This is a genomic window from Pseudomonas sp. PDM18, assembly GCF_014852585.1.
Lineage (GTDB): Bacteria > Pseudomonadota > Gammaproteobacteria > Pseudomonadales > Pseudomonadaceae > Pseudomonas.
Genome location: NZ_JACVBX010000004.1, coordinates 73,270 through 97,661, shown reverse-complemented (window position 1 = coordinate 97,661; position 24,392 = coordinate 73,270). Strand labels below are relative to the sequence as shown.

Below are 24,392 nucleotides of genomic sequence, written 5' to 3'. Positions count from 1 at the left end.
TTAAAGAAGACCAAGCGGATACCGTACACTAGGCGCTTTTGCATGTTGAAGCCGGACAGCCAGAAGCCATGAGTCAGAGCGACCTCTCCGCCCACACACCGATGATGCAACAGTACTGGCGACTGAAGAACCAGCACCCAGATCAGCTGATGTTCTATCGCATGGGCGACTTCTACGAGCTGTTCTACGAGGACGCCCAAAAGGCCGCCAAACTGCTGGACATCACACTGACCGCACGTGGCCAGTCCGCCGGCAACTCCATTCCCATGGCCGGCATTCCCTTCCACTCCGCCGAAGGCTACCTGGCCAAGCTGGTGAAGCTCGGCGAATCGGTGGTGATTTGCGAACAGATCGGCGATCCAGCCACCAGCAAGGGACCGGTTGAACGTCAGGTCGTACGCATCCTGACCCCCGGTACCGTCAGCGACGAAGCACTGCTCGACGAGCGCCGCGACAACCTGATCGCCGCCGTGCTGGGCGACGAGCGACTGTTCGGCCTGGCCGTGCTGGACATCACCAGTGGCCGCTTCAACGTCCAGGAAATAAAAGGCTGGGAAACCCTTCTGGCCGAACTGGAGCGCCTGAACCCCGCTGAGCTACTGATCCCCGACGACTGGCCCCAGGGCCTGCCGGCAGAGAAGCGCCGTGGCGCGCACCGCCGAGCACCCTGGGACTTCGATCGTGACTCGGCAAAGAAGGGCCTGTGCCAGCAGTTCGGCGTGCAGGACCTCAAAGGCTTCGGCTGCCAGGAACTGACCCTGGCCATCGGCGCCGCGGGCTGCCTGCTGACTTACGCCAAGGAAACCCAGCGCACTGCCTTGCCGCACCTGCGCAGCCTGCGTCACGAACGCATCGACGACACGGTGATCCTCGATGGCGCCAGCCGTCGCAACCTGGAGCTGGACACCAACCTCGCCGGCGGCCGTGACAACACGCTGCAGTCGGTCGTCGACCGCTGCCAGACCGCGATGGGCAGTCGCCTGTTGACCCGCTGGCTGAACCGCCCGCTGCGTGACCGCGCCGTCCTCGAAGCCCGCCAGGAATCCATTGCCTGCGTGCTGGATCGCTATCGTTTCGAAATCCTCCAGCCGCAGCTGAAGGAAATCGGTGACGTCGAACGAATTCTTGCCCGAATCGGCCTACGCAATGCCCGCCCGCGCGATCTCGCTCGCCTGCGCGACGCCCTCGCGGCCCTTCCGGAACTACAGAAAGGCATGACCGAGCTGGAGGCCCCACACCTGGGCGAACTGGCCGTCAGCATCCGCACTTACCCGGAACTGGCCGACCTGCTGGCCCGCGCGGTGATCGAGAACCCGCCAGCCGTGATCCGCGACGGCGGTGTCATTGCCCGGGGCTACGACGCCGAGTTGGACGAGCTGCAGATGCTCAGCGAGAACGCCGGGCAGTACCTGATGGACTTGGAAACTCGCGAGAAGGCCCGCACAGGTCTGCCAAACCTGAAGGTCGGCTACAACCGCATCCACGGCTACTACATCGAACTACCTCGCGTGCAGGCCGAACAAGCCCCGGCCGACTACATCCGCCGCCAGACCCTGAAAGGCGCCGAGCGCTTCATCACGCCGGAACTGAAGGCTTTCGAAGACAAGGCGCTGTCGGCCCAGAGCCGTGCCCTGGCCCGCGAGAAGCAGCTCTACGAAGAACTGCTGGAATTGCTGATCGGCCAACTGGCGCCACTGCAGGACACCGCTGCCGCCCTGGCCGAACTGGACGTGCTGTCCAACCTCGCCGAGCGTGCACTGAACCTCGACCTGAACCGCCCGCGTTTCGTCGAAGAGTCCGGCATCCTCATCGAGCAAGGCCGTCACCCGGTGGTCGAGCAAGTGCTGGATACGCCCTTCGTCGCCAACGACCTGAACCTCGACGAAGACACCCGCATGCTAGTGATTACCGGCCCGAACATGGGCGGTAAATCTACCTATATGCGGCAAACAGCGCTGATCGTGCTGCTAGCACATATCGGCAGTTTCGTACCGGCCGCGCGCTGTGAGCTGTCCCTGGTGGACCGCATATTTACCCGAATCGGCTCTTCCGACGACCTCGCCGGAGGCCGCTCCACCTTCATGGTGGAGATGAGCGAAACCGCCAACATCCTGCACAACGCCAGCGACCGCAGCCTGGTACTGATGGACGAAGTGGGCCGCGGCACCAGCACCTTCGACGGGCTGTCGCTGGCCTGGTCTGCAGCCGAACACCTCGCCAAACTGCGCGCCTTTACCCTGTTCGCAACGCACTATTTCGAGCTGACCGTGCTGCCCGAAAGCGAACCGGCGGTAGCCAACGTTCACTTGAATGCCACCGAGCACAACGAACGCATCGTGTTCCTGCACCACGTACTGCCCGGTCCGGCCAGCCAGAGTTACGGCCTTGCGGTTGCGCAATTGGCTGGCGTGCCGGGTGCGGTCATTCAGCGCGCCCGCGAGCATTTATCGCGCCTGGAAACCACCAGCCTGCCGCATGAAGCACCACGTTCTACCGACCCGAAAAGCCCAGCGCCACTGCAAAGCGACCTGTTCGCCAGCCTGCCGCACCCGATCGTCGAAGAGCTGATGCGTCTCAGCCCCGATGACCTGACTCCGCGTCAAGCTCTCGAATTGTTATATGCATGGAAGATGCGGGTCTGACGGACTACTGGACAAGCTGCTAGAATCGCGCGCGCTTAGCCGCCCGCCTGAGGAGAAAATTAGAAATGACCTTCGTCGTCATCGACAACTGCATCAAGTGCAAATACACCGACTGCGTGGAAGTATGCCCGGTGGACTGCTTCTACGAAGGCCCGAACTTCCTGGTCATCCACCCAGATGAGTGCATCGACTGCGCCCTGTGCGAACCGGAGTGCCCGGCACAGGCGATCTTCTCCGAGGACGAAGTCCCGGATGGCATGCAGGAGTTCATCGAGCTGAACAAGGATCTGGCCGATGTCTGGCCGAATATCACCGAGAAGAAGGATTCCCTGCCGGACGCTGAAGAGTGGGACGGCAAGCCGAACAAGCTGCAGTACCTGGAGCGCTGATCCGGGGCTCCACCAAAAACAGAAAAGGCCCGCCGAGTGCGGGCCTTTCTGCATCTGGAGCTTCACTTTTCTGCGGGCAAAAAAAGGGGCGGGATAACCCGCCCACTCTTTCTTCCCTTCTTCATCATCCTGATGAACCGCATCCTGCGGTGGGTCCTGACCGACATCCTTACCGGCCTGCGCCTTTCCGTGTACGCAGGAGTGATATTACCCGCCTGCCTGAACGCGGCAACTGGGACACTTCCGCACAGTCGCCACTTCTGGCACTCCGGACTTTAAATAAAATACCTATAAAACAATAAGATACGAATAGTCGACGTCAAAGCTCGCGGCACTTCAAGCTGAACGCTCACACACTATGTAAGTGAATGCTTACATCCCGACGCATAAAAAAGCCCGGAATCATCCGGGCTTCTTCGTTGTCGGCCTGAACGCTACTGGAACAGTGCGTCGCTCGACAGGCCGTTCTTCTCGAGAATCTCGCGCAGACGCTTGAGGGCCTCGACCTGGATTTGCCGAACCCGCTCGCGGGTCAGGCCGATTTCCTGGCCGACTTCCTCCAGGGTGCTGCTTTCATGGCCGCGCAAGCCGAAGCGGCGAATCACCACCTCACGCTGCTTGTCGGTCAACTCCGACAGCCAAAGATCGATGCTCTCGCTGAGGTCGTCGTCCTGCAGCAGTTCGCAGGGATCAGTGGGACGGTCGTCGGTCAGGGTATCGAGCAGGGTCTTGTCCGAATCCGGGCCGAGGGAAACATCCACCGAAGTGACTCGCTCGTTCAGACCAAGCATCCGCTTGACCTCTTCCACCGGCTTCTCGAGCAGGTTGGCGATTTCCTCGGGCGACGGCTCGTGGTCCAACTTGTGGGTCAGCTCGCGAGCTGCCCGCAGGTAGACATTGAGCTCCTTCACCACATGGATCGGTAAACGAATGGTGCGGGTCTGATTCATGATGGCCCGTTCGATGGTCTGACGAATCCACCAGGTTGCATAGGTGGAGAAGCGGAAGCCACGTTCGGGGTCGAATTTCTCCACCGCGCGGATCAGCCCGAGGTTGCCCTCTTCGATCAGGTCGAGCAGGGAAAGGCCGCGGTTGACGTAACGTCGCGCGATCTTCACCACCAGGCGCAGGTTGCTTTCGATCATTCGCCGCCGACCGGCCGGGTCGCCCTTCTGCGCGAGACGCGCAAAATGGACTTCCTCTTCTGGAGTCAGGAGCGGCGAGAAACCGATTTCATTCAGATACAGCTGGGTCGCGTCGAGCGCGCGGCTGTAGTCGATGTGCTTGTGTTGTTTGAGAGACGAGAGTGAGGTGGCTTTAGGAGTGACTCGAAGCGATACCTGCTCTTCGGCAAATGACTCTTCGAGGATGATGCCAGGCTCCAGCAGGAGCACTTCATCATCGACGTCAAACTCCGGCCCTTCTTTTTTAAGTGCCATGTCGTTATCCCTTGCTGAGTTCGACAACAAGCCCATGTGTTTCCTTATCCTTAGGACACCTAGGCCCGCTCACCCACGCAGGGGAACAGCTACCGTCAACGACTTGGCAGGTATTGCAGCGGATCTACAGGTTTACCCTGGCGGCGAATCTCGAAGTGCAGCTTCACCCGGTCGGTCCCTGTGGAGCCCATCTCGGCAATGTTCTGCCCGACTTTGACCTGTTGCCCTTCCCGCACCAGCAACCTGCGGTTGTGACCGTAGGCGCTTACGTAGGTATCGCTGTGCTTGATGATCACGAGTTCGCCGTAGCCCCGCAAACCACTACCGGCATACACAACCGTGCCATTAGACGCAGCCAGGACAGGCTGGCCCAATTGCCCGCCTATATCAATCCCTTTATTCAAACTGCCGTTTGATGCAAAACGCCCAATAAGAGTGCCATTGGTTGGCCATATCCAGCCCCCCGGAGCGCCCCCTGCGACCGCCGGAGTTCCGCCGCTGGCGGGCGGCTGCGCGGGAGTGGTGACGGCAGGAGTGGTCGGTTTGCTGGCGGTCGCTGGAGTAGATGTCGGTTTGTTGACAACTACCGGCGCGACAGGCGTCGTATTTTTCGCGACAGACGGCGCTGCTGAAGAGCCACCATCGAATCGGATGGTTTGGCCAGGGCGAATGGTGTACGGCGCTGAGATGTTGTTGCGCGCGGCCAGGGCTTTCCAGTCCCAACCGTAGCGGAAGGCGATGGAATAGAGCGTGTCACCGCGACGCACCAGGTACTGCCCGCTGGTGACAGCCGGCTTCTGCTGGGCGTTGCGATCCACCACGGTCGCGGTGCTGCGCGAGGTTGAAGAACAGGCCGCCAGCAGAGAGCAGACGGCAATGGCCACCACAGAGTGGCCCAGGCCCTTGATCCAGTTCCGTTGATACAGGGTCGCTGTCAAGCTCACCCATCCCCCTTATCCATGAATTGACGTCCAGCCTCACTGGCCGGCAGTTACCGCAGCCTTGACCGGCTTGCTCTCAGCCTAGCGGACCGTTGAGCAGCGGGACGAAGCGTACGGAATCCAGCACCTGGCGCTGGAAGCCGTCCTCGGTGCGGACGATCAGCATCAGTTGCTGCACCTCACCGCCGCCGACCGGAATCACCAGCCGCCCCCCGGGCGCCAGTTGGTCCAGCAATGCCTGCGGAACTTCGGCCGCAGCGGCGGTAACGATGATGCCGTTGTAAGGCGCAAGGGCGGGCCAGCCTTCCCAGCCATCGCCCCAACGAAAGACAACATTTCTCAGGTTTAGCTCCGCAAGTCGCTCCTTGGCTCGATCCTGCAGGGCCTGGATGCGCTCGACGGAGAACACCCGCTCCACCAGCTGCGACAGCACGGCGGTCTGGTAGCCAGAGCCGGTGCCGATCTCCAGCACCTTGTCCAGCGGGCCCGCCGCCAGCAGCAGTTCGGTCATCCGCGCCACCATGAAGGGCTGCGAGATGGTCTGGTTGTGTCCGATGGGCAGAGCGGTGTCTTCGTAGGCGCGGTGCGACAGCGCCTCGTCGACGAACAGGTGGCGCGGCGTACGACGGATCACTTCCAGCACGCGGGCGTTGGACAGGCCCTCTTCGTACAGACGCTGGATCAGACGCTCGCGGGTGCGCTGGGAGGTCATGCCGATCCCGCCGCGACGCGACAATTCATTGGCCATGGTCGAGCCCTCCGAGCCAGTCGCCAAGGACATTGAACGCCTCCCGGTAGGTCCGGTCCATCTGCAGCGGCGTGATCGATACGTAACCCTGCATGACGGCGTGGAAATCGGTGCCCTCGCCACCATCCTCGGCATCTCCGGCAGCGGCGATCCAATAGCCTTCCTTGCCGCGCGGATTGACCACCTTGACCGGCGGCTTGGCGCGGGCGCGATGGCCCAGGCGAGTCAGCTGGACGCCCTTGATGCGCTCCAGCGGCAGATTGGGAATATTCACGTTGAGCACGGTGCGCGGCGGCAGCTCGAGCTTCTCGTGGGACTCCACCAGCAGGCGGGCGAAGTGCATGGCGGCCGGCAGGTTGTCCGTCAGGCGCGAGCACAGCGAGAAGGCGAAGGCCGGGCGGGAAAGGAAGCGCCCTTCCAAGGCCGCTGCCACGGTACCCGAATAGAGCACGTCGTCGCCCAGGTTGGCGCCGAGGTTGATGCCCGAGACGACCATCTCCGGCACTTCTTCGAGCAGGCCGTTGAGGCCCAGGTGCACGCAGTCGGTCGGGGTGCCGTTGAGGCTGATGAAACCATTGCCCAGGCGATGGGGATGCAGCGGCCGATCCAGCGTCAGCGAACTACTCGCTCCGCTACGATCGGCTTCCGGGGCGATCACGATGCAGTCCGCATAATCGGACAGCGCGTCGTGAAGCGCGGCGATACCGGGTGCAGTGACCCCGTCGTCGTTGGCAATCAATATGCGCATGGGCTTTCCGTCTGCCCTGCCGGCACGAGGTCGATCAGCTCGCGCACTACCACGGTGGCGAAGCAGCCTGCCGGCAGGACGAATTCCAGTTGCAGAATGTCAGGGGCGGGATAATGCCATGTAAGCCCCGGGATGGGGAGGCGCAGAATGCGCCGTTCGTGCGCCATGTCCGCACCGGCAAGCCACTGGCAAAGCGCCATCTCGGCTTGCTGCACGCTGCGCTCGATCTCTCCGGGCTGGTTCGTCGCCGGTGAATCGCCCTCACCCCACATCGGGCCGGTGGGGTGCAGGTCGAGTACGGCGAGGCGCGGGTCGGAGCATTCCGCTTCGCCAGCGGGGAAGAAGCTGCGGCTGTCGGTGAACGCCAACAGGTCGCCGACCAGCGCCTGGTTCCAGGTGCCCCCCGCCACACGGCGGGCCAGCACCTGATTGAAGACGTAACTGCGCGCCGCCGAAAGCATCCGCGAGCGCATGTTGCGATGCTCCGGCAGCTTGCCGCGCTCGGCGAAGCCGCGGGCGTCGAAGACGTTTCCGCCGCCATGGCCGAAACGCTGGGTACCGAAGTAGTTCGGCACACCCTGGGCGAGGATGGCCTTCAGACGTGCTTCTAGCTGCTCGCGATCCGCCTGCAGCTCGGTCAGGCGCAGGGTGAAGCCGTTGGCCGAATGCGCGCCGCGTTGCAGTTTGCGCCGATGGCGATTGCGTTCGAGGATGCGCAGGCTATCGTCCTCGGCGGCAGCCAGGTCCGGATCGGACTTGCCCGGCAGGTGCAGGCTGAACCACTGGCGGGTCAATGCTTGGCGATCCTTGAGGCCGGCATAGCTGATCATCTTCACCGGCACGCCGGCGGCACGAGCCAGGCGGCGGGCGGCCTCCTCGGTGTTCAGGCCGCGCTTCTCCACCCACAGCCAGAGGTGTTCGCCGTCGCCAGAGAGCGGGATATCCAGCACTTCGTCGACCTGGAAATCTTCCGCCACGGCCTTGAGCACGGCTCTTCCGCAGGCTTCGCCATGGGCGCGCGGGCCCAGCAGTTCCAGCTCCGTCATGTGCGAACCAGCAGGGCGACAGCGTGAACCGCAATGCCCTCTTCCCGGCCGGTGAAACCAAGTTTCTCGGTGGTGGTGGCCTTGACGTTAACTTGGTCCAGCTCGACCTTCAGGTCGGCGGCGATGGTCTCGCGCATGCTCTGGATGTGCGGCGCCATCTTCGGCGCCTGGGCGATGATGGTGGTGTCGACGTTCTCCACCTTCCACCCCTTGGCCTCCACCAGGCTCAGCACGTGGCGGAGCAGCGCGCGGCTGTCGGCGCCCTTGAACTGAGGGTCGGTATCGGGGAAGTGCTTGCCGATGTCGCCCAACGCGCAGGCGCCCAGCAGGGCATCGGAGAGCGCGTGCAGCAGCACGTCCCCGTCAGAGTGGGCGATGAGCCCGAACTTGTGGGGAATACGCACGCCGCCGAGGGTGATGAAGTCGCCCTCGGCGAAGCGGTGCACGTCGTAGCCATGTCCGATACGCATGAAAAAACGCCCTGTAGATGTCAGGGCGTCGATTCTACCGGATCACTGCCCCGAGGGTGTCAGCCACACAGCGCCGCGGCGTGGTGGCGCAGGTGATCTTCGATGAAGCTCGCAATGAAGTAATAGCTGTGGTCATAGCCGGGCTGCAGGCGCAGTTCCAGCGGATGGCCAACGGCAGCAGCCGCTTCGCGCAGGGCTTCAGGCTTGAGCTGCAGGGCGAGGAAGTCGTCGCGCTCGCCCTGGTCCACCAGGATCGGCAGGCGCTCACTGGCATTCGCTAGCAGTTCGACGGCATCCCACTCGCGCCAGGCCGCCGTGTCTTCACCGAGGAAGCGGCCCAGGGCCTTCTGCCCCCACGGGCAATCACTGGGATGTGTGATGGGCGCGAAGGCCGACAACGACAGGTAGCGTCCGGGGTTGCGCAGGGCGCAGATCAGCGCGCCATGGCCGCCCATGGAGTGGCCACTGATGCCGCGCTTCTGCGACACCGGGAAGTTCGCCTCGATCAGCGCCGGCAGCTCCTGCACCACGTAGTCGTGCATACGGTAGTGGCGCGCCCAGGGCTCCTGGGTGGCATTGACGTAGAAGCCGGCGCCGAGCCCGAAGTCCCACGCACCGTCCGGGTCGCCCGGCACTTCCGGCCCTCGCGGGCTGGTATCCGGCGCGACGATGACAATCCCCAGCTCGGCGGCCATGCGCTGGGCGCCGGCCTTCTGCATGAAGTTTTCGTCGGTGCAGGTCAGGCCGGACAGCCAGTACAGCACCGGTAGGCCCGCCTCGGGCTCGGCCTGGGGCGGCAGGTAGACCGCGAAGACCATGTCACAGCCGAGGGTTGCGGAACGGTGGCGGTAGCGCTGGTGCCAGCCGCCGAAGCTCTTCTGGCTGCTGATGAGTTCGATGGATTCCGTCATGGAGCCTCCTGTGAGGCCGGGCGCGCAGGGCGCCCGGCGGTTCGATCAGTAATGGATGACGGAGCGGATGCTCTTGCCTTCGTGCATCAGGTCGAACGCCTCGTTGATGCTCTCCAGGCCCATGGTGTGGGTGATGAAGGTATCCAGCGGGATTTCGCCCTTCTGCGCCTTCTCCACGTAGCTCGGCAGCTCGGTGCGGCCCTTCACGCCGCCGAAAGCGGAACCGCGCCAGACGCGGCCGGTGACCAGCTGGAACGGACGGGTGCTGATTTCCTGGCCGGCGCCGGCGACGCCGATGATGGTGGATTCGCCCCAGCCCTTGTGGCAGCACTCCAGCGCCGCACGCATCAACTGGACGTTGCCCACACACTCGAAGGAATAGTCCACGCCGCCATCCGTCATTTCGACGATGACTTCCTGAATCGGCTTCTGATGATCCTTCGGATTGACGAAATCGGTGGCACCCAGTTCCTTGGCGATGTCGAACTTCGCCGGGTTGATGTCCACCGCGATGATGCGGGAGGCCTTGGCCATCTTCGCGCCGATGATCGCCGCCAAGCCGATGCCGCCCAGGCCGAAGATGGCGACGGTGGCGCCCTCTTCCACCTTGGCTGTGTTCAGTACAGCGCCTATGCCGGTGGTCACGCCGCAGCCGAGCAGGCAGACCTTCTCCAGCGGCGCTTCCTCGGGGATCTTCGCCAGGGAGATTTCCGGCAGCACGGTGTACTCGGAAAAAGTCGAGCAGCCCATGTAGTGGAAGATCGGCTCACCCTTGTAGGAGAAGCGGCTGGTGCCGTCGGGCATCAGGCCCTTGCCCTGGGTGGAGCGTACGGCCTGGCAGAGGTTGGTCTTGCCGGATTTGCAGAATTTGCACTCGCGGCATTCGGCGGTGTACAGCGGGATCACGTGGTCGCCCACTTTCAGCGAGGTCACGCCCTCGCCCACCGCTTCGACGATGCCGCCACCCTCGTGGCCCAGAATGCACGGGAACACGCCCTCGGAATCCTGGCCGGACAGGGTGTACGCGTCGGTATGGCAGACGCCGGTGGCGACGATGCGCACCAGAACTTCGCCCTTCTGCGGCGGAGCCACATCCACTTCGACGATTTCCAACGGCTTGTTGGGGGCGAAGGCGACGGCGGCACGGGACTTGATCATCGGGAAACTCCTGAACGAAGGAAACGACAACGCCCGCCTGGGGCGGACGGGTTCGGCGCGGCGGCCGAGAAACCGGGACGGGCCTGAGCCACGTCGGGGAGCGTTAGGGGCAGCGCGGCAAAAGCACGCCCCAAAGCCTTGGAAGTGTAGAAAACCCCGTTTCAGGGAATAATCGGGCAATAATCAAAACATTATTGCCATACAGGGACAATCCAGATGCACCGCTGGGAAGGACTGGACGAATTCGTCGCCGTCGCCGAAACAGGCCAATTCACCGCTGCTGCCGAGCGCCTCGGGGTTTCTTCGTCCCACGTCAGCCGGCAAGTTGCGCGACTGGAAGAGCGCCTGCAGACGCGCCTGCTCTACCGCAGCACGCGCAAGGTGACGCTTAGCGAAGCTGGGCAGACCTTCCTGCAGCACTGCCGGCGCCTGCAGGATGCCCGCGAGGAAGCGCTGCGTGCGGTCAGCGATCTGTCCGCCGAACCCAAGGGACTACTGCGTATGACCTGCGCAGTGGCTTACGGCGAGCGCTTCGTGGTGCCGCTGGTAAACGAGTTCATGGCGCAGTTTCCGCAATTACGGGTGGAGATCGAGCTGTCCAACCGTCAACTTGATCTGCTCCACGAAGGCTTCGACCTCGCGATCCGCCTCGGCCGCCTGAGCGATTCGCGGCTTGTGGCGACGCGTCTGGCGCCGCGCGTAATGTATCTCTGCGCTACCCGGGAATATCTGGCTCGCCACGGCGCACCACAGAGCGTCGCGGAGCTTGCGCACCACAACTGCCTGGTGGGCAGCAGCGACCAATGGAGCTTCCTTGAGGACGGCCGCGAAACCCAGCACCGGGTGCAGGGCAACTGGCGCTGCAACAGCGGCCAGGCGGTGCTCGATGCGGCACTGCGCGGTTTCGGCCTTTGCCAGCTGCCGGACTACTACGTACTGGAACACCTGCGCAGCGGCCGCCTGGTGTCCCTGCTGGATGCGCACCAGCCGCCCAACACGGGAGTCTGGGCGCTTTATCCACAGCAACGGCACCTGTCGCCCAAGGTGCGGCAGTTGGTGGATCATCTGAAGGAAGGCCTGCAGCATCTTCAACCCACTCCGTTGCCCTGAAACAAGCGCCTGAAAGGTGCGTTGGCTAGAATGGGCGGCTTCCCACCCTTCGGATCAAGGACGACACGATGTCAGCCCTTTCTTCCTTCCGGGAGCGCTACCTGCTGCGCTTCTGGTCGCCCCTGCCGACCCTGGTTGCCCTCGGAGTCATCTCCGCCTATTACTTCGCCATGACCGGCACCTTTTGGGCGGTCACCGGCGAGTTCACCCGCTGGGGCGGCCACGTGCTGTCCTGGTTCAGCCTGCAGCCCCAGGAATGGAGCTACTTCAAGATCATCGGCCTGCAAGGCACGCCGCTGGATCGTGTCGATGGCGTGATGATCATCGGCATGTTCCTCGGTGCACTGGTCTGCGCACTCTGGGCCGGCAACGTGAGCCTGCGCTGGCCGACCAGCAAGCGCCGCCTGCTCCAAGGCCTGATCGGCGGGGTCATCGCCGGCTTCGGTGCGCGTCTGGCGATGGGCTGCAACCTTGCCGCGTTCTTCACCGGCATCCCGATGTTTTCGGTGCACGCCTGGGCCTTCATGTTCTCCACCGTGATCGGCGCCTGGTTCGGCGTGAAGATCAGCCTGCTGCCCTTCCTGCGCATCCCGTTGAAAGTCGGCGGCAAGGCCGCGGCCCTGCCGAGTGCCGAGGCCCTGGCACGCCGCGCCAAGCTGCAATGGCGCCTGGGCATGGGCGTGCTGGCTCTCGCCGCAATCTTCGCCGCCTGGCGCTTCGAAGTCTCGCTGGTGCTGGGCATGGCCTGTCTGTTCGGCCTGCTGTTCGGCGGCCTGATCGAGCGCGCGCAGATCTGCTTCACCAGCGCCGCCCGCGACCTCTGGACCACCGGTCGGACCCAGGCTGCACTGGGCATCCTGCTGGGCATGGCAGCCGCCTGCGTCGGCACTTTCGCGGCGATCCACAACGGCCTGCCGCCGAAGATCTTCTGGATGGGCCCGAACGCGGTGATCGGCGGGGTACTGTTCGGGATCGGCATCGTCCTCGCCGGCGGGTGCGAGACTGGCTGGATGTACCGCTCGATGGAAGGTCAAGTGCATTTCTGGGTGGTAGGCGTCGGCAACGTGATCGGCGGCACCCTGGTCGCGGTGTACTGGGACCAGCTCGGCACCAGTCTCGCCCTGCCCTATCCCAAGCTCAACCTGCTGCAGGAGTTCGGCCCCGGCGGCGGCTTGCTGTTCACCTTCGCCGGCCTCGCCCTGTGCATGCTGCTGGTACAACTCAACGCGCAACGCTTCACCCGTAAACGGAAACCGTCCGATGCCCGACACCAAGACGCCGACGCTGTCGCTTGATCTGCGCGGCGAACACTGCCCCTACAACGCCATCGCCACCCTGGAAACCCTGGAGACGCTCAAACCAGGCGATCTCCTGGAGGTGATCACCGACTGTTCGCAGTCGGTGCACGGCATTCCGGAAGACACCAAGCGCCATGGCTACCACTGTTTGGCGGTGGAACAGCACGGTGCGCTGTTCCGCTTCCTGATCGAAGTGCCGCTGCTGGGGTAATTGGCTTCCTACGGTTCGGTCCAGAGTCGTAGGGCGCATAACGCGCCAGCGTTATCCGCCGCACAACGCCGGCGGATAATCTGCTCCAGATTATTCGCCCTACAGGTTCGGTGCTGGGGGGCGCGAGCAATAACGATGGCGTCCCCCTCGCTCCTACAGGGACCGGATATGCTGGAGCATTGGCGCCGGCGGGCTTCAGTGCTTGGAGAAGTTACGCTGCAGGCGCTGCAGGTCTTCCGGGGTGGTGACCTTGATGTTGTCTACCCGCCCTTCCACCATGCGCGGCGCATAGCCCGCCCACTCCATGGCAGAAGCCTCGTCGGTAATGGCCGCGTCGGCCACCAGCGCATCGGCGAGCGCACGATGCAGCGCGCCGAGGCGGAACATCTGCGGGGTATAAGCCTGCCAGACCACGCTGCGATCAACGGTTTCCAGCACGCGCCCGTCTGCGCCAACACGCTTCAAGGTGTCCCGTGCGGGTACGCCGAGCAGGCCGCCCACGGCGTCGAACTCCAGCTCGCCCAACAGGCGATCCAGATCCGCGCGAGCCAGGTTCGGCCGGGCGGCATCGTGCACCAGCACCCAGTCGTCGCTGGCGGCGCCCAGCTCGGTCAGGCGCAGCAGGCCATTGAGCACGGAATCGGCGCGTTCGCGGCCACCGTCGGCACGCTGGATCAGTTCGTTGGAAGCGCTCGGCAGGGTCGGCCACCACGGGTCGTCTGCAGCCAGGCACACCACAAGGCCCTTCAGCCGGGGATGACCGAGGAAGCAGTCGAGGGTGCGTTCGAGAATGCTGCGACCGGCGAGGTCGAGGTATTGCTTGGGGCGGTCGGCGCGCATCCGCGAACCGATGCCAGCGGCCGGGATCACGGCCCAGAAGGCGGGTGTGGTCATTGCGCGAGCTGGTAGAGGGTTTCCTTGTCCTTGACCATGCCGAGTTCGTGGCGGGCACGCTCCTCGACGGTCTCGGTGCCTTTCTTGAGTTCGGCGACTTCCGCCTCGAGGATGCGGTTACGTTCGAGCAGGCGCTCGTTCTCGCCCTGCTGGTCGGCGATCTGCTTCTGCAGGTCGCGCACCTGCGCCAGGCTGCCATCGCCAACCCACAGGCGATACTGCAAGCCAGCCAGCGCCAAGATTAGCACGACGAACAGCCAGTAAGGGCTACGTAACCTCAAACCATCAGCTCCATACGCAAAGGGGTGGCTCCTGCCACCCCTTCACCGTACCAGACTAGGATCAGCCGCGGAATTCCGCGCGACCACGGTACGGCGCCTTGGCGCCCAGCTGCTCTTCGATGCGCAGCAGCTGGTTGTACTTGGAAACGCGGTCGGAGCGGCAGAGGGAACCGGTCTTGATCTGACCAGCGGCAGTGCCGACAGCCAGGTCAGCGATGGTGCTGTCCTCGGTTTCGCCCGAACGGTGCGAGATGACGGCGGTGAAGCCGGCGGCCTTGGCCATCTGGATGGCTTCCAGGGTCTCGGTCAGCGAGCCGATCTGGTTGAACTTGATCAGGATCGAGTTGCCGATCTTCTCGTCGATGCCGCGCTTGAGGATCTTGGTATTGGTCACGAACAGGTCGTCACCGACCAGCTGTACCTTCTCGCCGATCTTGTCGGTCAGGACTTTCCAGCCAGCCCAGTCGGACTCGTCCATGCCGTCTTCGATGGAAATGATCGGGTAGCGCTGGGTCAGGCCGGCCAGGTAGTCAGCGAAACCTTCGGCGCTGAACACCTTGCCTTCACCTTCCAGGTCGTACTGGCCGTCCTTGAAGAACTCGGAGGAAGCGCAGTCCAGTGCCAGGGTGACGTCGTCGCCCAGCTTGTATCCGGCGTTGGCGACGGCTTCGGCGATGGCGGCCAAGGCATCTTCGTTGGAAGCCAGGTTCGGCGCGAAGCCACCTTCGTCACCCACGGCAGTGTTCAGACCACGGGCCTTCAGCACGGCTTTGAGGTGATGGAAGATCTCGGCGCCCATGCGCAGTGCGTCGGCGAAGTTCTGGGCGCCAACCGGCTGAACCATGAATTCCTGGATGTCGACGTTGTTATCGGCGTGCTCGCCGCCGTTGATGATGTTCATCATCGGAACCGGCATGGAGTACTGGCCCGGGGTGCCGTTCAGGTCGGCGATGTGCGCGTAGAGCGGCACGCCCTTGGCCTGAGCGGCAGCCTTGGCGGCGGCCAGGGAAACGGCCAGGATGGCGTTGGCGCCCAGCTTGCCTTTGTTCTCGGTGCCATCGAGATCGATCATCGCGTGATCCAGACCTTTCTGGTCAGCCGCGTCCTTGCCCAGCAGCAGGTCGCGGATCGGGCCATTGATGTTGGCCACGGCCTTCAGCACGCCCTTGCCCAGGTAACGGCTCTTGTCGCCATCGCGCAGTTCGAGAGCCTCGCGGGAACCGGTGGATGCACCGGACGGGGCGCAAGCGCTGCCGACGATGCCGTTGTCCAGGATCACGTCCGCTTCAACGGTCGGGTTGCCGCGGGAGTCCAGGACCTCACGGCCCTTGATGTCGACGATCTTTGCCATTCTTGATAACACTCCGAAGATAGAGATAAACGGGGCGGCTGGTGAGACATCAGAACCTGCCCGATGCCCCGCCGAGCTTGACGCTACGGGGCACATCGGGCGGATTCTCAGGCAGTCTCGATAGTGGGGAAACTCTTGACCAGGTCGTCCAGCTGCTTGAGCTGGGACAGGAAAGGCTCGAGCTTGTTCAGGCGCAGGGCGCACGGACCGTCGCACTTGGCGTTCTCGGGGTCCGGATGAGCCTCCAGGAACAGACCGGCGAGGCCCTGGCTCATGCCGGCCTTGGCCAGGTCGGTGACCTGGGCGCGGCGGCCGCCGGCGGAATCGGCGCGACCGCCCGGCATCTGCAGGGCATGGGTCACGTCGAAGAACACCGGGTACTCGAACTGCTTCATGATGCCGAAGCCGAGCATGTCCACCACCAGGTTGTTGTACCCGAAGGAGGAGCCGCGCTCGCAGAGGATCAGCTGGTCGTTACCCGCCTCCTCGCACTTGCGCAGAATGTGTTTCATCTCCTGCGGCGCGAGAAACTGGGCTTTCTTGATGTTGATCACCGCGCGGGTCTGGGCCATGGCCACGACCAGATCGGTCTGCCGGGACAGGAAGGCCGGCAGCTGGATGATGTCGCAGACCTCGGCCACCGGAGCGGCCTGATAGGGCTCGTGCACGTCGGCGATGACCGGCACGTTGAAGGTCTTCTTGATCTCTTCGAATATCTTCAGCCCTTCTTCCATGCCCGGACCACGGAACGAAGTGATCGAGGAACGGTTGGCCTTGTCGAAGCTGGCCTTGAACACGTAAGGGATACCGAGCTTCTCGGTGACCTTCACGTACTCTTCGCAGACCTGCATCGCCAGGTCACGCGACTCAAGCACGTTCATGCCGCCAAACAGCACGAACGGCAGGTCATTGCCGATCTGGATATCACCGACGCGGATGATCTTCTGGCTCATGCTCAGGCTTTCCCGGCTTGTTTCAGGGCGGCGTTGACGAAGCCGCTGAACAGCGGGTGGCCATCACGCGGGGTGGAAGTGAATTCCGGGTGGAACTGGCAGGCCACGAACCACGGATGGTCCGGCGCTTCCACGACTTCCACCAGCGCACCGTCGCCGGAGCGGCCGGAAATCTTCAGGCCAGCGGCTTCCAGTTGCGGACGCAGGTTGTTGTTCACTTCGTAGCGGTGACGGTGACGCTCGACGATCACTTCCTTGCCGTAGCAGTCGTGCACCAGGGTGCCGGCGGACAGCAGGCATTCCTGGGCGCCCAGGCGCATGGTGCCGCCCAGGTCGGAAGCTTCGGTGCGCACTTCGGTGGCGCCGGTAGCGTCCTGCCATTCGGTGATCAGGCCGACGACCGGGTGGCCGCTGGACTTGTCGAACTCGGTGGAGTTGGCATCGGTCCAGCCCAGCACGTTGCGGGCGTATTCGATGACGGCCACCTGCATGCCCAGGCAGATGCCCAGGTACGGAATCTTGTTCTCACGGGCGTACTGGACGGCGGTGATCTTGCCTTCCACGCCGCGCAGGCCGAAGCCGCCCGGAACAAGGATGGCATCGGCGCCTTCGAGCAGGCTGGTGCCCTGCTGCTCGATGTCCTCGGAGTCGATGTAGCGCAGGTTGACCTTGGTGCGGCTCTGGATGCCGGCATGGGTCATGGCTTCGATCAGCGACTTGTAGGCATCGAGCAGTTCCATGTACTTGCCGACCATGGCGATGGTGACTTCACGCTCGGGGTTGAGCTTGGCGTCGACCACGCGGTCCCACTCGGACAGATCGGCCGGGCCGCACTCCAGGCCGAAGCGCTCGACGACGAAATCGTCAACGCCCTGGGCATGCAGCACGGACGGAATGCGATAGATGGTATCGACGTCTTCCAGCGAAATGACCGCGCGCTCTTCCACGTTGGTGAAGAGGGCGATCTTGCGCCGGGAGGAAATATCCACCGGGTGATCGGAGCGGCAGACCAGGATGTCCGGCTGCAGGCCGATGGAGCGAAGTTCCTTGACCGAGTGCTGGGTCGGCTTTGTCTTGGTCTCGCCAGCGGTGGCGATGTACGGGACCAGCGTCAGGTGCATCAACATGGCGCGGCGCGAACCGATCTCCACGCGCAGCTGGCGGATGGCCTCGAGGAAGGGTTGCGACTCGATATCACCGACGGTGCCGCCGACTTCAACCAGGGCAACGTCGGCATCGCCGGCGCCCTTGATGATGCGACGCTTGATCTCGTCGGTGATGTGCGGGATCACCTGTACGGTGGCGCCCAGATAGTCACCACGGCGCTCCTTGCGCAGCACGTCCATGTAGACGCGACCGGTGGTGAAGTTGTTGTTCTGGGTCATCGTGGTACGAACGAAACGCTCGTAGTGGCCCAGATCGAGGTCGGTCTCGGCACCGTCGTGGGTGACGAACACCTCACCGTGCTGGAACGGGCTCATGGTGCCCGGATCGACGTTGATGTAGGGGTCCAGCTTGAGCATCGTGATCTTCAGGCCACGCGCTTCCAGAATGGCAGCCAAGGAAGCCGAGGCGATGCCTTTCCCCAATGAAGAAACAACACCACCCGTGACGAAGATGTAGCGCGTCATGAAAAGCCCTGAATGTCAGCGTTTAGGCGGCTCGGCCGCCGGGGAAGCGAAGGTGTCGGGTCCAGGACCCGGCTCACGACTTCGTCGTGAAAATAGCGAACTCCCACTGATTCGAAGGCGAATCAACAGGAGCGGTACAAGACGGGAGCGTAGTCTACCGGAAAGCCGCTATCAGCTCAAACCCGAGTCATTCGTCGGAGGTGTCCAGCGCAGAGTCCAGCCCTGCCCTGCCTCTCCCCGCAGGTCCGGCAGCAGGGCCACGCCAAGCAGTTCGTCGGCTCGCCAGAGCAGCGGCAAACGAGCGCGCAGGAAGACCGGAATGGCCGCTTCGTTGAGCAATCGCTTGAGATCGCGGGAGCCTCGACCGGCCAGCAGCATGACCTCCCCGCCCTGCCGGTAGCGAACCTCCAGGGGCCCGTCCGGCGGTTCGCCCTCGAAACGCAGCGAGCCATTCTCCGGTAGCGAAAGCGGTTGCGACGGATCGCGCCAGGCCTTATTCGCTGGCACGAAACCGAGCCAGGGATTGGCCAACCACCAGAGCCGCCCATGAGCACGGCGCAGTTCGCCATCGGCAAGGCGCCAGATCGGCTCAGCGTCCTCGCGGGCGTCGCGCAGATCTCGCCAGCCGGCCCAGTGAACGCTGTCAGGCAAGCGTGCCAGAGGTGAAAGCCAATGGCGCAACGCATTGCGCTGGCGAGGTTCGCTCAGCTCCACCAATGCGGCGATGGCCAGCGAGGGCAATTGCATACCGATGTATTCGTTGCGCGCCCCGGCGGAAACCAGGTCGTTCTGCGCCAACTCCCCCAGCAGCCCGTCGGCTTCCGCCAGGTGATCCGCGCTGCGGGCAATGGTTTCGACGGCCGAGGGCCAGCGCTGGACAATGCCCGGCAACACCCTGTTGCGCAGGTAATTGCGATCGTATTCGTCGCTGACATTGGACGGGTCCTCTACCCAACTCAGCCCATGGCTGCGGGCGTACCGCTCCAGCTCCGCGCGATTGAACCCCAGCAGCGGGCGCAGCAGCATTCCAGCGCCGAGCGGACGACTGGCCGCCATACCGGACAAACCGCGCACACCGGCACCACGAAACAGCCGGAACAGAACGGTTTCCGCCTGATCGTCACGGTGCTGGCCGGTCAGCAGGCATTCGCCCTCCCCCAGCGCCGCAGCGAAAGCCGCGTACCGCGCCTCGCGCGCCGCGCGCTCGCGGCTGGCGCCGATATCGACTTGAACCCGCGCCACCTGCATCGGCACACCAAGGGAGTCGCAGAAACGCTGGCAATGTTCCGGCCACGCATCAGCGACAGCCTGCAGGCCGTGGTGTACATGAATGACAGAGATGGGCGGCAAGGCCTCGCGGGCAGCGAGTTGCGCCAGAAGATGCAGGAGAACGGTGGAATCCAGCCCGCCGGACAAGGCGACACGCCACGTCGGTGCGTTGCGCCAGGGCGCGAGAAAAGTCAGCAGTCGGGATGGAAAATCAGCAGACATGGCGCAGATCGGCAGGGTCGGGGACGAGGCAAGGATACCTCGTCACCCGCGCTGCGCCGAAGGTGTCGATCAGGCGACGCCGTAGCTCATCAGGCGCTCGTAGCGACGCGCGAGGAGCTCTTCGGTGCTCAGTTGGTTCAGCGTATCGAGCTGGCCGAGCAGGGACGTGCGGATGGTCTCGGCCATGGCAGCCGGGTCGCGGTGGGCGCTGCCCAGCGGCTCGGGGATGACGTTGTCGACGATACCCAGGTCCTTCAGACGGTTGGCGGTAATACCCATGGCTTCGGCCGCTTCCGGCGCCTTCTCGGCAGTACGCCAGAGGATCGAGGCGCAACCTTCGGGCGAGATCACCGCGTAGGTGGAGTACTGCAGCATGTTCAGCTGATCGCACACACCGATGGCCAGGGCGCCGCCGGAGCCGCCTTCGCCGATCACGGTGGCGATGATCGGGGTTTTCAGACGTGCCATGACGCGCAGGTTCCAGGCGATGGCCTCACTCTGGCCGCGCTCTTCGGCGTCGATGCCCGGGTAGGCGCCGGGGGTGTCGATGAAGGTCAGGATCGGCATCTTGAAGCGTTCGGCCATTTCCATCAGGCGGCAGGCCTTGCGGTAGCCTTCGGGGCGCGGCATGCCGAAGTTGCGGCGAACCTTTTCGCGGACTTCGCGGCCCTTCTGGTGGCCGATGATCATCACCGGCTGGTCTTCCAAGCGGGCGACGCCGCCGACAATCGCAGCGTCATCGGAGAAGTGACGGTCGCCGTGCAGCTCTTCGAACTCGCTGAAGATGTGCTCGATGTAATCCAGGGTGTAGGGGCGACGCGGATGGCGCGCGAGCTGGGCGATCTGCCAGCTGGACAGGTTGCCGAAGATGTTCTCGGTCAGCGCCTTGCTCTTCTCCTGCAGACGGGAGATTTCGTCGGTGATGTTCAGGGCGTTGTCGTTACCGACCAACCGCAGCTCTTCGATCTTGGCGTGCAGGTCGGCAATGGGCTGTTCGAAATCGAGAAAATTCGGGTTCATGGGCTATCCGTCGTTCTGTTGGCGGCTGGGCCTGGTCCGTAGGCGCCCTACCTTACGGTATCGGGCGCCGAGGGTCGAGACTGGCGGGCGGGCGGCCTTCGGCCACCGCTCACGCTAGCGGTAGTTCAGGAAGACGTTGTCGCGGCCGAACTGGTCACGCAACGCTTGAATCAGGTTGTCTGCGGGGTCGATCCGCCACTGCTCGCCGAACTGCAGCAATGCACGGGCCGACTCGCCGCTGTAATCGACAGTGACCGGACAGCTGCCGCGGTGACGGGTGCACAAATCGGCCAGCCAGCGCAGGCGGTCGCCCTTGAGGGCATCGGCATGGACACGCACGCGCAGGCTTTCCGCCAGCGAGGTACGGGCCTCTTCCAGGCCCATCACGCGCTTGGCGCGCAGGCGCAGGCCGCCGGAGAAGTCGTCCTGGCTGACTTCGCCCTCGATCACCACCAGCGCGTCAGTCTGCAGCAGCGCCTGGTTGGCGGCGAAGGCTTCGGCGAACAGCGAGGCTTCGATGCGGCCGGAGCGGTCGTCCAGGGTTACGAAGCCCATCTTGTCGCCGCGCTTGTTCTTCATCACCCGCAGGTTGACGATCAGGCCGGCAACAGTCTGGGTGTCGCGCGCGGGCTTCAGTTCGACGATGCGCTGGCGGGCAAAACGTCGCACCTCGCCTTCGTACTCGTCGATCGGGTGACCGGTCAGGTAAAGGCCGAGGGTGTCCTTCTCGCCCTTCAGGCGCTCCTTGAGGTTGAGCTCCTTGACCTTGCGGTGGTTGGCGTAGACATCGGCCTCGGGCTCGGCGAACACACCGCCGAACAGGTCCATGTGGCCGCTGTCATTGCTGCGCGAGGTCTGCTCGGCGGCTTTTACGGCTTCTTCCATGGACGCCAGCAATACGGCGCGGTTGATGTCGACGTGGGCGTGGTAGGCCTTCTGCTCTTCATGGAAGTGCGGGCCAAGACGATCCAGGGCACCGGCGCGGATCAGCGCTTCCAGGGTGCGCTTGTTGACGCGCTTGAGGTCGATACGGTCGCAGAAGTCGAACAGGTTCTTGAACGGCCCGCCTTCGTTGCGGCACTCGGTGATGGCTTCCACCGGACCTTCGCCGACGCCCTTGATCGCGCCCAGGCCGTAGACGATCTGGTTGTCCTCGTCGACGGTGAAGCGGAACTCGGAGTTGTTCACATCCGGCGCCAGGATGCGCAGCTTCATGTGGCGGCACTCTTCGATGAGCGTCACCACCTTGTCGGTGTTCTGCATATCCGCGGTGAGAACCGCGGCCATGAACGGGGCTTTCCAGTGGGTCTTCAACCAGGCGGTCTGGTACGACACCAGGCCATAGGCGGCCGAGTGCGACTTGTTGAAGCCGTAGCCGGCGAACTTTTCCACCAGGTCGAAAATGTTGCCCGCCAGGTTGGCGTCGATGCCGTTGCTGGCACAACCTTCGATGAAGCCACCGCGTTGCTTGGCCATTTCCTCGGGCTTCTTCTTGCCCATGGCGCGACGCAGCATGTCCGCGCCGCCGAGGCTGTAGCCCGCCATCACCTGGGCAATCTGCATCACCTGCTCCTGGTACAGGATGATGCCGTAGGTGGGCTTGAGCACGGGCTCGAGGCCGGCGTACTGGTAATCCGGGTGCGGATAGGAGATTTCTTCCCGACCGTGCTTACGGTTGATGAAATCGTCCACCATGCCCGACTGCAGCGGACCGGGACGGAACAGCGCCACCAGTGCGATGAGGTCTTCCAGGCAGTCCGGCTTGAGCTTCTTGATCAGCTCCTTCATGCCGCGCGATTCAAGCTGGAAGACCGCAGTGGTTTCTGCCTTCTGCAGCAGGTCGTAGGTCTTCTTGTCGTCCAGCGGGATGCGGTCGATATCGACCAGATCGGTCTCGCCAGCCTTTTTCTGGATGCGGTGGATGATCTCCATCGCCCACTTGATGATGGTCAGGGTACGCAGGCCGAGGAAGTCGAACTTCACCAGGCCGGCGGCTTCCACGTCGTCCTTGTCGAACTGGGTCACCAGGCCGGCGCCCTCTTCGTCACAGGCGATGGGGGCGAAGTCGGTCAGCTTGGTCGGCGCGATCACCACGCCACCGGCGTGCTTGCCGGTACCACGGGTGACGCCTTCGAGCTTGAGCGCCATGTCCCAGATCTCCTGGGCTTCCTCGTCTGACTTGAGGAAATCGCGAAGCATCTCCTCCTGCTCGAAGGCCTTTTCCAGGGTCATGCCCACTTCGAAGGGGATCATCTTCGACAGCTTGTCGGCCAGGCCGTAGGACTTGCCCTGCACCCGCGCGACGTCGCGCACCACCGCCTTCGCCGCCATCGAGCCGAAGGTGATGATCTGGCTGACCGCGTTGCGGCCATAGGCACCGGCCACGTAGTCGATCACCCGGTCGCGGCCCTCCATGCAGAAGTCGACGTCGAAGTCGGGCATGGAAATACGTTCGGGGTTCAAGAAACGTTCGAACAGCAGGTCATAGGCCAGCGGGTCGAGGTCGGTGATCTTCAGCACGTAGGCGACCAGCGAGCCGGCACCCGAGCCCCGGCCCGGGCCGACCGGCACGCCGTTGTTCTTGGCCCACTTGATGAAGTCCATCACGATCAGGAAGTAGCCGGGGAAGCCCATCTGGATGATGGTGCCCAGCTCGAACTCCAGACGATCGACGTAGATCTGCCGCTTCTCTTCGTAATTGGGCGTGGTTTCCTTCGGCCAGAGCACCGCCAGGCGCTCTTCCAGGCCCTCATACGAAACATGGCGCAGGTACTGGTTGATGTCCATGTCGTCGTAGGGGATCGGGAAGTTGGGCAGGAAGTACTTGCCCAGTTGCACGTCGATGTTGCAGCGCTTGGCGATCTCGACAGTGTTTTCCAGAGCCTCGGGGATATCGCTGAACAGCTCAGCCATTTCCTCCGGACTTTTCAGATACTGCTGGTCGGAATAGCTGCGCGACCGGCGCGGGTCATCCAAGGCGCGACCTTCGCCGATGCACACCCGAGTTTCATGGGCTTCGAAGTCTTCCTGCTTGACGAAGCGCACGTCGTTGGTCGCCACCAGCGGTGCACCGCTGCGCTCGGACAGGGCCACGGCGGCATGCACGTGCTCTTCGTCGTTCACACGACCGGTGCGCTGGATGTCCAGGTAGAAGCGATCCGGGAAGACCTCCAGCCACTCGGCCAACAGGGAATCCGCAAGGGCGTCGTCACCCTCCAGCAGCGCCATGCCGATCTCGCCTTCCTTGGAACCGGACAGCGCGATCAGGCCCTCGGCGGCCTCCTTCACCCACTGCCGCTCGATGATGATCTCGCCATTGCGCTGACCTTCCTGCCAGCCGCGGGAAATCAGCTCGGTCAGGTTGCGGTAGCCCTTGGCGTTCATCGCCAGCAGGGTCAGGCGAGTGAGCGGGCCGTCCTCGTCACGGTTGGCCAGCCAGATGTCAGCGCCGCAGATCGGCTTGATGCCGCCGCCCATGGCCGTCTTGTAGAACTTCACCAGCGAGCACATGTTGCTCAGGTCGGTCACCGCCACCGCCGGCATACCCGCCCCGCCGACCGCCTTGATCAGCGGCTTGACCCGTACCAGGCCGTCGACCAGGGAGAATTCGGTGTGCAGACGCAGGTGAACGAAGGTGGCGGTCATGGTGGTCCTTGGCAA

At 63.6% G+C, this 24,392-nt stretch carries 21 protein-coding genes; 5 read left to right on the top strand and 16 right to left on the bottom strand.

Annotated features, from left to right (window positions below):
• The first annotated feature begins 68 nt into the window (after positions 1-68).
• Together mutS and fdxA are read left to right on the top strand one after the other, a co-directional pair.
• The gene (mutS, locus tag IB274_RS10465; protein WP_192431871.1) at positions 69-2,642 is read left to right on the top strand and encodes a DNA mismatch repair protein MutS; all 2,574 of its coding nucleotides are present in this window, start codon (positions 69-71) and stop codon (positions 2,640-2,642) included.
• A gap of 65 nt (positions 2,643-2,707) precedes the next feature.
• Positions 2,708-3,031 (top strand): ferredoxin FdxA, encoded by a 324-nt coding sequence (gene fdxA, locus IB274_RS10460; RefSeq protein ID WP_192431870.1) that lies wholly within the window; start codon positions 2,708-2,710, stop codon positions 3,029-3,031.
• Between the two features lie 434 nt (positions 3,032-3,465).
• Here the strand turns inward: fdxA and rpoS are convergent, their stop codons facing one another.
• From rpoS to IB274_RS10420, 8 genes are all read right to left on the bottom strand, one after another.
• The gene (rpoS, locus tag IB274_RS10455) at positions 3,466-4,470 is read right to left on the bottom strand and encodes an RNA polymerase sigma factor RpoS (RefSeq protein ID WP_045210031.1); all 1,005 of its coding nucleotides are present in this window, start codon (positions 4,468-4,470) and stop codon (positions 3,466-3,468) included.
• A 95-nt stretch (positions 4,471-4,565) separates the two neighbouring features.
• Positions 4,566-5,414: a peptidoglycan DD-metalloendopeptidase family protein gene (locus IB274_RS10450; RefSeq protein ID WP_401087222.1), complete on the bottom strand. Its 849-nt coding sequence runs from the start codon at positions 5,412-5,414 to the stop codon at positions 4,566-4,568.
• A 73-nt stretch (positions 5,415-5,487) separates the two neighbouring features.
• The gene (locus IB274_RS10445; RefSeq protein ID WP_139791561.1) at positions 5,488-6,123 is read right to left on the bottom strand and encodes a protein-L-isoaspartate(D-aspartate) O-methyltransferase; all 636 of its coding nucleotides are present in this window, start codon (positions 6,121-6,123) and stop codon (positions 5,488-5,490) included.
• 25 nt (positions 6,124-6,148) lie between these two features.
• Positions 6,149-6,907, bottom strand: a complete 759-nt coding sequence (gene surE, locus IB274_RS10440) for a 5'/3'-nucleotidase SurE (RefSeq protein WP_192431868.1) — start codon at positions 6,905-6,907, stop codon at positions 6,149-6,151.
• Positions 6,895-7,953, bottom strand: a complete 1,059-nt coding sequence (gene truD, locus IB274_RS10435; protein WP_192431867.1) for a tRNA pseudouridine(13) synthase TruD — start codon at positions 7,951-7,953, stop codon at positions 6,895-6,897. The genes surE and truD overlap by 13 nt, the downstream gene beginning before the upstream one ends.
• A complete protein-coding gene (ispF, locus tag IB274_RS10430) occupies positions 7,950-8,423 on the bottom strand; it encodes a 2-C-methyl-D-erythritol 2,4-cyclodiphosphate synthase (RefSeq protein WP_192431866.1) in 474 nt (157 codons plus the stop codon). Before ispF ends, truD begins: the two co-directional genes overlap by 4 nt.
• 59 nt (positions 8,424-8,482) lie before the next feature.
• Positions 8,483-9,334: an S-formylglutathione hydrolase gene (gene fghA, locus IB274_RS10425; RefSeq protein WP_192431865.1), complete on the bottom strand. Its 852-nt coding sequence runs from the start codon at positions 9,332-9,334 to the stop codon at positions 8,483-8,485.
• A 45-nt stretch (positions 9,335-9,379) separates the two neighbouring features.
• Positions 9,380-10,492, bottom strand: coding sequence for an S-(hydroxymethyl)glutathione dehydrogenase/class III alcohol dehydrogenase (locus tag IB274_RS10420; protein ID WP_192431864.1), 1,113 nt, complete (start codon positions 10,490-10,492; stop codon positions 9,380-9,382).
• 216 nt (positions 10,493-10,708) lie between these two features.
• Here IB274_RS10420 and IB274_RS10415 point away from each other — a divergent pair, with 216 nt between their 5' ends.
• The 3 genes from IB274_RS10415 to yedF all read left to right on the top strand — a co-directional run bounded on the left by IB274_RS10415 (position 10,709) and on the right by yedF (position 13,111).
• Complete coding sequence (locus IB274_RS10415) at positions 10,709-11,602, top strand: LysR substrate-binding domain-containing protein (RefSeq protein WP_192431863.1); 894 nt, start codon at positions 10,709-10,711, stop codon at positions 11,600-11,602.
• Between the two features lie 68 nt (positions 11,603-11,670).
• Positions 11,671-12,897, top strand: coding sequence for a selenium metabolism membrane protein YedE/FdhT (gene yedE, locus IB274_RS10410; protein ID WP_192431862.1), 1,227 nt, complete (start codon positions 11,671-11,673; stop codon positions 12,895-12,897).
• On the top strand, positions 12,863-13,111 hold the full coding sequence (gene yedF / locus IB274_RS10405; protein ID WP_081517905.1) for a sulfurtransferase-like selenium metabolism protein YedF: 249 nt from the start codon (positions 12,863-12,865) through the stop codon (positions 13,109-13,111). Before yedE ends, yedF begins: the two co-directional genes overlap by 35 nt.
• Before the next feature lie 195 nt (positions 13,112-13,306).
• On the opposite strand, the gene ispD is transcribed toward yedF, so the two are convergent.
• From ispD to dnaE, 8 genes are all read right to left on the bottom strand, one after another.
• Positions 13,307-14,005: a 2-C-methyl-D-erythritol 4-phosphate cytidylyltransferase gene (gene ispD / locus IB274_RS10400; protein ID WP_192431861.1), complete on the bottom strand. Its 699-nt coding sequence runs from the start codon at positions 14,003-14,005 to the stop codon at positions 13,307-13,309.
• Positions 14,002-14,286 (bottom strand): cell division protein FtsB, encoded by a 285-nt coding sequence (gene ftsB, locus IB274_RS10395; protein WP_017521200.1) that lies wholly within the window; start codon positions 14,284-14,286, stop codon positions 14,002-14,004. Before ftsB ends, ispD begins: the two co-directional genes overlap by 4 nt.
• A 61-nt stretch (positions 14,287-14,347) precedes the next feature.
• Positions 14,348-15,637: a phosphopyruvate hydratase gene (gene eno / locus IB274_RS10390; RefSeq protein ID WP_192431860.1), complete on the bottom strand. Its 1,290-nt coding sequence runs from the start codon at positions 15,635-15,637 to the stop codon at positions 14,348-14,350.
• Positions 15,638-15,744: 107 nt separating this feature from the next.
• Complete coding sequence (gene kdsA, locus IB274_RS10385) at positions 15,745-16,590, bottom strand: 3-deoxy-8-phosphooctulonate synthase (RefSeq protein WP_192431859.1); 846 nt, start codon at positions 16,588-16,590, stop codon at positions 15,745-15,747.
• A gap of 2 nt (positions 16,591-16,592) precedes the next feature.
• Complete coding sequence (locus IB274_RS10380; protein WP_192431858.1) at positions 16,593-18,221, bottom strand: CTP synthase; 1,629 nt, start codon at positions 18,219-18,221, stop codon at positions 16,593-16,595.
• A 171-nt stretch (positions 18,222-18,392) separates the two neighbouring features.
• Positions 18,393-19,712 carry a tRNA lysidine(34) synthetase TilS gene (gene tilS / locus IB274_RS10375; protein WP_192431857.1) on the bottom strand — a complete coding sequence of 440 codons (1,320 nt, stop codon included), beginning with the start codon at positions 19,710-19,712 and terminating at the stop codon, positions 18,393-18,395.
• 69 nt (positions 19,713-19,781) lie between these two features.
• Entirely contained in the window at positions 19,782-20,732 is a 951-nt protein-coding gene (accA, locus tag IB274_RS10370; protein WP_192431856.1) for an acetyl-CoA carboxylase carboxyl transferase subunit alpha, read from the bottom strand.
• Between the two features lie 114 nt (positions 20,733-20,846).
• Entirely contained in the window at positions 20,847-24,377 is a 3,531-nt protein-coding gene (dnaE, locus tag IB274_RS10365; RefSeq protein WP_192431855.1) for a DNA polymerase III subunit alpha, read from the bottom strand.
• Positions 24,378-24,392 lie beyond the last annotated feature (15 nt).

Bases quoted from the DNA above. Each gene is read 5' to 3' on its own strand.
- ispF (WP_192431866.1), bottom strand. From the start codon at position 8,423: ATGCGTATCGGACATGGCTACGACGTGCACCGCTTCGCCGAGGGCGAC.
- IB274_RS10445 (WP_139791561.1), bottom strand. From the start codon at position 6,123: ATGACCTCCCAGCGCACCCGCGAGCGTCTGATCCAGCGTCTGTACGAA.
- fghA (WP_192431865.1), bottom strand. From the start codon at position 9,334: ATGACGGAATCCATCGAACTCATCAGCAGCCAGAAGAGCTTCGGCGGC.
- mutS (WP_192431871.1), top strand. From the start codon at position 69: ATGAGTCAGAGCGACCTCTCCGCCCACACACCGATGATGCAACAGTAC.
- dnaE (WP_192431855.1), bottom strand. From the start codon at position 24,377: ATGACCGCCACCTTCGTTCACCTGCGTCTGCACACCGAATTCTCCCTG.
- rpoS (WP_045210031.1), bottom strand. From the start codon at position 4,470: ATGGCACTTAAAAAAGAAGGGCCGGAGTTTGACGTCGATGATGAAGTG.
- yedE (WP_192431862.1), top strand. From the start codon at position 11,671: ATGTCAGCCCTTTCTTCCTTCCGGGAGCGCTACCTGCTGCGCTTCTGG.
- accA (WP_192431856.1), bottom strand. From the start codon at position 20,732: ATGAACCCGAATTTTCTCGATTTCGAACAGCCCATTGCCGACCTGCAC.
- eno (WP_192431860.1), bottom strand. From the start codon at position 15,637: ATGGCAAAGATCGTCGACATCAAGGGCCGTGAGGTCCTGGACTCCCGC.
- kdsA (WP_192431859.1), bottom strand. From the start codon at position 16,590: ATGAGCCAGAAGATCATCCGCGTCGGTGATATCCAGATCGGCAATGAC.
- yedF (WP_081517905.1), top strand. From the start codon at position 12,863: ATGCCCGACACCAAGACGCCGACGCTGTCGCTTGATCTGCGCGGCGAA.
- truD (WP_192431867.1), bottom strand. From the start codon at position 7,953: ATGACGGAGCTGGAACTGCTGGGCCCGCGCGCCCATGGCGAAGCCTGC.
- ispD (WP_192431861.1), bottom strand. From the start codon at position 14,005: ATGACCACACCCGCCTTCTGGGCCGTGATCCCGGCCGCTGGCATCGGT.
- tilS (WP_192431857.1), bottom strand. From the start codon at position 19,712: ATGTCTGCTGATTTTCCATCCCGACTGCTGACTTTTCTCGCGCCCTGG.
- fdxA (WP_192431870.1), top strand. From the start codon at position 2,708: ATGACCTTCGTCGTCATCGACAACTGCATCAAGTGCAAATACACCGAC.
- IB274_RS10380 (WP_192431858.1), bottom strand. From the start codon at position 18,221: ATGACGCGCTACATCTTCGTCACGGGTGGTGTTGTTTCTTCATTGGGG.
- IB274_RS10420 (WP_192431864.1), bottom strand. From the start codon at position 10,492: ATGATCAAGTCCCGTGCCGCCGTCGCCTTCGCCCCCAACAAGCCGTTG.
- IB274_RS10415 (WP_192431863.1), top strand. From the start codon at position 10,709: ATGCACCGCTGGGAAGGACTGGACGAATTCGTCGCCGTCGCCGAAACA.
- surE (WP_192431868.1), bottom strand. From the start codon at position 6,907: ATGCGCATATTGATTGCCAACGACGACGGGGTCACTGCACCCGGTATC.